Below are 8,359 nucleotides of genomic sequence, written 5' to 3' on the forward strand. Positions count from 1 at the left end.
CATGGCAACAAAGCAAGAACTTGAAGAAATTAAAGCCAGCATGGCAACAAAACAAGAACTTGAAGAAATTAAAGCCAACATGGCAACAAAGCAAGAACTTGAAGAAATTAAAGCCAACATGGCAACAAAGCAAGACTTAGCGCTTATCCAACAAGCGGTGCTTGAAACAAATGAAATCGTCAAAAAGCTAGAAAGTAAAATTGACAACCATGAGAAACTGTTAACTCTTCTTTCACACCGCTCTCTTGAACATGAGGCGGCCATTTCTAGCATTCGTTTCATTTTAACGAAATAAACGAGGGATCTCCCCTCGTTTATTCTATGTGGTCTAACACATATTCATTCCCTTGTCGAACGATAACGGCATAAAATGTGCCAATAGATTCGTTTGTATGCGCGTTCATCACAGTTACTTTCACTTTGACTTTCTCTTTTTTATTGTCTTTATCTGGCTCCCAAAAGACGATAGACGGTTCAACGTCAGCTCGTTCTCCATTGAAAAACAACACTTTTGGTCCCGTGTATTCTTGAATCGCTTCGATTTGTCCACTATCAGGTGTCGTCGACTCAGCAATCATTTGTTCATCAGACGATACAGGTCGCTCTGCTTCGTAAATTGTAGGCGTGTCATCAGCTATCTTATCGGTAAATAATGTTCCATCACTTGCTTCCATCGAAAAATTTACTTGTTCTTTTCCTTCATACATCGGATATATATGCAGCCCTTGACGATTCGTTCTTGTTGAAACAAGTCCGTTATGACTGCTGTAAACGGAAAAACGCGGATCTTTTTCCCATGTCAATTTCACATCTTTCCTTTCGCCCGTTTCGGTCGGTTTCACCTCAATATACGTTTGAAAGTTCGTCAACTTTTGATCGACGACGTCAAATTCAATGTAGCCTGTTAGATGAGCCGCATCCGTATAATACGTACGTACAGTGCGATATTTTCCGTTTGCTAACGGCTGTTGTAACAATGAAAAATCAATCACATCTTCCACAGTCTGTCCTTTGTCAATTAACGCAAGCATTTCGATAAATGCGAGATCATTCGTTAACGTTGTTGGTAGCCATGTTTGTTTTTTCTCGTCGTACTGCTCGATTGTATATGCATACCCGAATGAAATGACAACATCACTTTCATTCGTTACCGAGAAAGTTAGTTTTTGAGTGTTTGCATCGTATGTGATATCATGAATAGTTATATTTGAATCGGCTACTTCCATTTTCACCATATCCTCACCTTGCGCGTTTTCCATCATCATTTCCTCTTTTTCTTTAGTCGGTATTGTCGGATGCAAACTAATGGCTAATAATACACTTGCCGCAGCAATGGCAACATACGCAGGACGAAATGACTTTCTCTTCGGTTGTTTTTCTCTTTTTTCAATCTGGGCGATCACTTTACTTTTCAATTGCTCCGTCACGACAATGTGTTCCATCTCTTTTTTATATCGCTCACGCAAAATCATACTCCCCTTTCAGCTTGTTTTTTAACATCTCCCGCGCACGAGCAAGCAACGAACGAACTGTACTTTCACGTTTTTTCAACAAATGGGCGATTTCTTTCGTTTGATACCCTTCATAATAAAATAAATGAACGACCTCTCGATATTTTGTCGGGAGTGATGTGACTGCTGATATGACTTCAAAGCTATCATTGTTATCAACATAAGGAGAATGAGCCCAATCTTCATACGCATCCATTTTTCGATATACAAACGATTTCAGTTTGTTTTTGCATATATTGATGGTGACACGAATTAACCACGCCTTCATATGCTCTTCACTTTGCATCCGATCCATATGTTCATATAACTTAATAAATACGTCTTGAAATACATCTTCCGCATCATGTTGATTTCTCATATACGTATACGCAAGACGCAATACCATATTCCCATGCTCATCCATAGCACGTTGAATGTGTTCTTTTGTGCACAAAGAAACGACCTCCTTTCACTTCATATACAATTGAATCAATAAAAATGTTGCAACCGATCAAAACTTTTTATCCTAAGTATACAAAAAGACAGCAGGTCATGCGCCCGCTGTCTTTTTATGCTTGTTTCGTACAAAACCACCAATCAAAACAATTGATTTCCCCTTGTTTCGCTTTATTTAATCGCTCTTCTGCTTGTTGAATCGTGCGCGGCGGCGGCATAATGAGGCGATCTCCTACTAACTCGTTATGCGGCCAATTCGCTGGTGCTGCAGCTTGATATGCATCGGCTGTCTGCAACGCTTTTACTGCTCGTACAATTTCGTATATATTTCTTCCGACCGATTCAGGGTACGTCAACATAAGACGAATCGTTCCCTCGTGATCCACAATATACACACTACGCACCGTTCTTGTCCCTTTCGTTGGATGAATCATCCCAAGTTGCTTTGCTACATGACCAAGTTCATCTGCAATAATCGGAAACGAAATGCGAACGCGAAGTTTTTCACGAATCCACTCAATCCATTTCATATGGGAAAACACTTGTTCAACCGACAGACCGATTAACTTTGTATTCATCTCGTCAAATTGTGGTTTCATTTTCTCAAAAGCCACAAACTCTGTCGTGCAAACCGGGGTAAAATCAGCTGGGTGACTAAACAAGACAAACCAGCGTCCAGCATAATCATCTGGTAATGTAATCGTTCCAACGGTCGTCGCCACCGTCATCGTTGGAAAGCGATCCGAAATAAATAGCATAACCATCCCTCCATACATTTTATCGTTTCAGCTTATGCATCTCCCCATAGGCACGAACATTGTCCTCACTTTGTCACAATTTTGTCACAAACAAAAATACATTTCATCTTTTCAAAGCGTTTCATTTTAATTAAAATACCCATAGATGTATGTGTATAGGGAGGGGTAGCTCTATGAGTGAAAAAATTAGTCGACGGACATTTTTGAAACGTTCGACGGTCGCTGGGGCAACAGCTGGAATGCTGCTTGCGACAAAAACGCCGGGATACGCACAAACTGACAAATCAGACGAAAACACATTAATCGGCTCGCTTATCGACTTAACAAAATGTGACGGTTGCGCAGCTTATGATACACCATTATGTGTTACAGCTTGTAGGCAAAAAAATGAACACCGTTTCCCACAGCCACAAAAACCAATCAAAAATTATTGGCCACAGAAAAAGCATGAAGACTGGTCCAACGAAAAAGACCGCACCGATCGCCTCACTCCTTACAACTGGACATACGTTGAAAAAGTGCAAGTAAATTGGAACGGTAAAACAAAAGATGTGGCTATACCAAGAAGATGTATGCATTGTCTTGATGCACCGTGTCAAAAACTTTGTCCATTTGGAGTCATCGAAAAAACGAAACACGGAGCGGTAAAAATTGATGAGAACTTCTGCATGGGTGGAGCAAAATGTCGCGCTGTTTGCCCTTGGGACATTCCACAACGTCAAGCAGGTGTTGGTTTATATATGAAGCTCGTTCCAGAATTAGCTGGAGGCGGTGTCATGTATAAATGCGACATGTGTGCAGATTTACTTGAAGAAGGAAAAAGCCCAGCCTGTGAAACTGCCTGTCCGAAAGGAGCAATTGAATTCGGCCCGTACGAACAAATTCGCAAAAAAGCGTACGAACGTGCAAAAGAAATTGATGGGTTTATTTATGGGGATGTTGAAAATAGTGGAACGTTAACACTTTACGTTTCAGATGTACCATTTGATAAAATTGATGAGGCGATTGAAGCAAAGAAAAAAGAAGAAAATGATACCCGCTTTGGTCGTCCGCATATGAAGCCTGAAGTTGAAAATATGTTAGAAACGACACACGGATACATGCTCGCCACGCTCATCGCCCCAATCGCTGGTGCAGCAGCCGCAGGCATTACTGCTTACAAAGTATTATCGGGGCAGAAGAAAAAGGAAGGGGGAGAGCACTGTGAGGCAAAAGAAGAAAAATAAAATTTATCGTCAACCGCTTCCGAATCGCTTCGTTCATTGGGGTGTTGCCATTTCAATCATCATGCTTATCATTACAGGCATCGGACAAATGCCTGTATACGGTCGCTATTTAATCGTTCAGCCGTTCGGCACAAAATGGCTCACATCGTATGAGATTACGTTATTAGTGCATTACTTTTTCGCGGCAACACTCCTGTTCTTTACGACGTATCATATCGTTTATCACATGATGAAAAAAGAGTTTGACATTTGGCCGAAAAAAGGAGACGTAAAAGGTTCTTATCTCATTATAAAGGCAATGATTTTAGGACAAAAAGAACCACCGAGCGAAAAGTACTTACCTGAACAACGAATCGCTTACTTATATTTCGTTATTTCCATCGGTCTTGTCATCGTCACAGGCGTCATCAAAGTCATTAAAAATATGATGGGTGTTCAGCCGACAAACAGCATTTTGTTTTGGGGAGCGCAGTTGCACAACTTAGCAACAGTAATGGTCATCCTCGGTGTCGTTATGCATTTAGCGGCGTTTATCGTCAAAGAAAATCGCAAGCTGTTGCCTGGTATGTTTACCGGCTATGTAGACGAAGAATATGTAAAAGAACGTCACTCGCTTTGGTATAAGGAATTAAAAAAAAGATACGAAAAGCAGTCCTAAGCAAGCGGACTGCTTTTTTATTCCCCTATGCGTTTAATTTGATTTTCTTCAATCACATACTTTCTCATTTCGATTATCGTTCCTTCTTCTTTCATCTTCCGCAAAACAACGGCATCACGTCCATCATTTGTTTTAAAAACTATAGTGCTTTTTTTCTTCAAAATATATTGGATTCACGTTGTTTAATAACAGATCTTCTTTTTGTTTAGCGAACATATAAAGTTCATGCATAGGTCGGGTCATTGCGACATAAAGCAGCTTAATGTCAATTTCATCCAAAGAGTAGGATTCTTGTAATGAGACAATGAATACTACATCAAACTCCAGTCCTTTTGATAAATAAGATGGAACGATGACTAAATGACCTTTCTCCATTTGTTGATTTTCCTTTAGAAGTTGAATAGGAGCGTTTAGTGATTTTTTTAATAAACGATAAAGTGCTTTACATTCTTTTTCTGTCTTTCCAATCAAAGCAATAGATAACTCACCTTTTTTCTTCACATGTTGTAACACTAGATGAATATTTTCTACTAAATCTTTCTCTTTATCATAAGAGTAATAAATAGGTTTTGGACCGCGACGGACAACCGGATCAACATTCGGTACTTCTTCTTCCATTGCATTTAATACTTCATTTGCTACATTCATAATATCAATGGTCGTACGGTAACTTTTTTGCATCGTTAAATAATTTGCACGCGGGAAAATAGTTTCCGTTAACACTTTCCAGCTCTTTAATCCTCTATAAGAATGGATTCCTTGAGCTAAATCACCAACAATTGTAAACATATCCGTTTCAAGCCCTTCTTTTAAAGCATAGAGCTGGAATTCACTATAATCTTGTGCCTCATCAATGACTACTTTTTTCACTTTTACATCTTGTTTTATGCCAAAAATCTTATGTTGCATATAAAACAGGGCTGCTAAGTCTTCTACTTCCACCTGATTTTCAGCTAAAAGCTGCTGATTGTATTTGAAAAAAAAGTCCGCTTGTTTATTCGTTAAAATATTTTCAGCATATGTATGAAATAATGTTTTGTTTGAAAATAGACCCTTATAATATTCAAGGAGCGTTTTTTTTGGAAAACTACTCATATAAGTGTTTACTACTGATTTAGATTCTATATTTATTTGGTTCAGCAATTTCTCTTTTTGCTCCATTAGTTGAGTGACCTGTTTTTTCCTCTTTGCAGGATCTTTCGTATGATATAGTGCTTTTTCTAGCGCATCATCATATGTTTTTTCTATTTTAGTTAATATCGTTTTCTTTTTATGCTTCAGTTCTGATTTAAGTACATTTTTTATTTTTTCAATACGCGAATAAAACGGCAAATACTTATAATCTTCGATAAACAGCTTTTTGAGCCTCTTTCCACTCGTTAGTCTAAACCTCTCAAGCTTAAAGTCTTCCGTAGGACATAATTCATTTCGTATATGTTTTAAATATTGATCAATTAATTTTTTATATATCAAAGATCCTTTAAAACGAGAGAGCCATTTGACCATATGCTCATTATCGTATTCATGGTTAATAAACGAAATAAGCTTTTGATTCGGATCTATAATTTTTATCTTTTTTCCAATACATTCAAGAACAAAGTCTATATACGTACTTTGTCTAATTCGATCCACCCCTAATTCTGGCAAAGCAGCTGATATATAGCCAATGAACATTTTACTCGGGGCTATAATCATTAAGTTCTCAGGCTTAAATGTATCCGCAAAATGGTAAATAAAATACGATATGCGATGTAAAGCTATCGTTGTTTTTCCACTACCTGCTGCTCCTTGCACGATGATTGGTCGAGTTAAATCAGCTCGAATCACTTTATTTTGTTCAGCTTGAATGGTTGACACTATCTCTGTTAAACGTTGATCTGCTTTCCCAGACAAAGATTTCTGCAATAGTTCATCAGTTGTTGTTAGATCAACATCTTCAAAATAAATAAGCTCTCCATTTTCTATCTCGAATCGTCGTTTAAGTGATAAGTAACCTTTTATCAATCCTTCATTTGATTCATACGATACTTCCCCAAGACGACCATCATAATAAACATTTGCAATAGGGGAACGCCAATCAACAATAATCGGTTCTTGTGTACTTTTATCATATAATGAAGTCTTCCCAATATAATAAACGTTTTCGTTTGAATGACCTTCTATCTTTAAGTTAATTCTGGAGAAATAAGGTTTATTTTTAATTCTTTTTAGTGCATCTATTTCAGATGATGCAATTTCTAAAAATTTACTATTTGTAAGGATATTAATATAACTTAAACTACTATCTAAATAATCAAGATCTATCATCGCTTGTTTAATATTTTCTTTATATTGACCTTTATTTACTTCCGATACTTTAATGACTTTTTCTATGTACCTTTTTGTATAAGCCAGTCGATTTTTTTCATATTGAAAATCTGGATGTACCTCTATTGACATCATTTTATCTCCCTTCATAAAGAGAATAAATTTATTTTCAAAATAACATAAGTAACAAAAATGAACAAATTATATTATATTCAATTATAATTTAGTTTAATCTACAAAGTATCAATATAATTTGTTAGTATATATTTGACTACATCACAAATAGGAAGGGTGTCAATATGATCGAATATACAGGAGAACGCGTCATCCCAGAATTAATGAAACCAACCAATGGTCTTTTGTTAGAACATATTGCAAGATATCAATTTGCTATTCCGTATTTAAAGGGGCGCATACTTGATTTTGCATGTGGAAGTGGTTTTGGAAGTCATATGATGGCAAAATTAGCTAAAAAACAAATTGATCAAATCGTTGCGATTGATATTGATCAAGAAATTATTCGTTATGCCAAAAAAACCTACTATCATCCTCTTGTTACTTATCAAGTGGAAAATGCGGTTGATCCAAATTTACCAGAAAAATTGGGTCAGTTTGATTGCATCGTTAGTTTTGAAACAATCGAACATGTAAAGGAAGAAGAACAATTTTTAAGCAACATTTATAACATGTTAAAACCTGGGGGAAAGCTTATTTTATCAACCCCATTCGGTCAAGGGAGAGGAAAACCTACAAAAGAACCTTTTCATGTACACCAGCTCACAAAAGAAGAGTTTACTTCTTTGTTTAGTGAGTACAAAGACAAACAGTTTTTTTACCAAAAAGGAGTTCTAATTGAGCCCGGTAGAGACGATGTGCATTATCCATTAGGTATAGCTGTTTGTACAAAATAGCATTTTATTTTTCTATCTCCATCTATTTACATGCACTTTGCAACTTTCACATGAGCAATCGCTATTTTCGACTGTCGAAAATAAGAAGTTAAACTTCCCGACTATACCTATATAGATTTACTTTTTCACACAAAGGGCAGACAGTACGTTTATCCCTTTTCAGCATAGCGCCAAGATAGGCTGTGTTTCAGTCATATAAGAAAAAGACAGGTTCCTCATTGACATAAATAAGGAATCTGTCGAATATGTAAGCGAAATAAATAATGATTAAATCCTTTCCCCTTTTTTTAATTTTTCGATAAATTCATGAAGGTCATCTTTTTTTACACGCCAATGTCTCCCGATTTTAAAAGCAGGGATTTTACCTTCTTGAACTAATTTATATGTTGTCATTTCACTGATTTGAAGATATTCAGCTACTTGTGAAATTGTCATAATCTCCTGACCCATACATGAACCGTTACAGAAAACTTACAAAACTTTATAAATAATCTATTCATTATTTATAAAGTTTACGTTTCCTTCCTTGTTCATCGCGCCCGATTTCGCCGAA

At 36.8% G+C, this 8,359-nt stretch carries 9 protein-coding genes; 4 read left to right on the forward strand and 5 right to left on the reverse strand.

What is annotated here, in order from left to right; all coding sequences use genetic code 11:
* Positions 1 to 295: hypothetical protein (locus ACYQY7_RS13305; RefSeq protein ID WP_461202766.1), on the forward strand; the 295-nt coding region annotated here is incomplete at its 5' end.
* A gap of 19 nt (positions 296 to 314) precedes the next feature.
* Here the strand turns inward: ACYQY7_RS13305 and ACYQY7_RS13310 are convergent.
* The 3 genes from ACYQY7_RS13310 to ACYQY7_RS13320 all read right to left on the reverse strand — a co-directional run bounded on the left by ACYQY7_RS13310 (position 315) and on the right by ACYQY7_RS13320 (position 2,704).
* Positions 315 to 1,472: an immunoglobulin-like domain-containing protein gene (locus ACYQY7_RS13310; RefSeq protein ID WP_461202768.1), complete on the reverse strand. Its 1,158-nt coding sequence runs from the start codon at positions 1,470 to 1,472 to the stop codon at positions 315 to 317.
* Positions 1,459 to 1,944 (reverse strand): sigma-70 family RNA polymerase sigma factor, encoded by a 486-nt coding sequence (locus ACYQY7_RS13315; RefSeq protein WP_461202770.1) that lies wholly within the window; start codon positions 1,942 to 1,944, stop codon positions 1,459 to 1,461. Before ACYQY7_RS13315 ends, ACYQY7_RS13310 begins: the two co-directional genes overlap by 14 nt.
* 115 nt (positions 1,945 to 2,059) lie before the next feature.
* Positions 2,060 to 2,704, reverse strand: a complete 645-nt coding sequence (locus tag ACYQY7_RS13320; protein WP_461202771.1) for a peroxiredoxin — start codon at positions 2,702 to 2,704, stop codon at positions 2,060 to 2,062.
* Between the two features lie 173 nt (positions 2,705 to 2,877).
* Here ACYQY7_RS13320 and ACYQY7_RS13325 point away from each other — a divergent pair, with 173 nt between their 5' ends.
* Positions 2,878 to 3,930 (forward strand): 4Fe-4S dicluster domain-containing protein, encoded by a 1,053-nt coding sequence (locus ACYQY7_RS13325; protein ID WP_461202773.1) that lies wholly within the window; start codon positions 2,878 to 2,880, stop codon positions 3,928 to 3,930.
* Positions 3,908 to 4,588, forward strand: coding sequence for a formate dehydrogenase subunit gamma (locus ACYQY7_RS13330; RefSeq protein WP_461202775.1), 681 nt, complete (start codon positions 3,908 to 3,910; stop codon positions 4,586 to 4,588). Before ACYQY7_RS13325 ends, ACYQY7_RS13330 begins: the two co-directional genes overlap by 23 nt.
* Before the next feature lie 132 nt (positions 4,589 to 4,720).
* Here ACYQY7_RS13330 and helD read toward each other — a convergent pair whose 3' ends face one another.
* On the reverse strand, positions 4,721 to 7,027 hold the full coding sequence (helD, locus tag ACYQY7_RS13335) for an RNA polymerase recycling motor HelD (protein WP_461202777.1): 2,307 nt from the start codon (positions 7,025 to 7,027) through the stop codon (positions 4,721 to 4,723).
* A gap of 167 nt (positions 7,028 to 7,194) precedes the next feature.
* Here helD and ACYQY7_RS13340 point away from each other — a divergent pair, with 167 nt between their 5' ends.
* The gene (locus tag ACYQY7_RS13340) at positions 7,195 to 7,806 is read left to right on the forward strand and encodes a class I SAM-dependent methyltransferase (protein ID WP_461202779.1); all 612 of its coding nucleotides are present in this window, start codon (positions 7,195 to 7,197) and stop codon (positions 7,804 to 7,806) included.
* Between the two features lie 267 nt (positions 7,807 to 8,073).
* Here ACYQY7_RS13340 and ACYQY7_RS13345 read toward each other — a convergent pair whose 3' ends face one another.
* Positions 8,074 to 8,256: a helix-turn-helix domain-containing protein gene (locus ACYQY7_RS13345; RefSeq protein WP_461202781.1), complete on the reverse strand. Its 183-nt coding sequence runs from the start codon at positions 8,254 to 8,256 to the stop codon at positions 8,074 to 8,076.
* Positions 8,257 to 8,359 lie beyond the last annotated feature (103 nt).

The organism is Anoxybacillus sp. TBDG-1 (assembly GCF_054815885.1).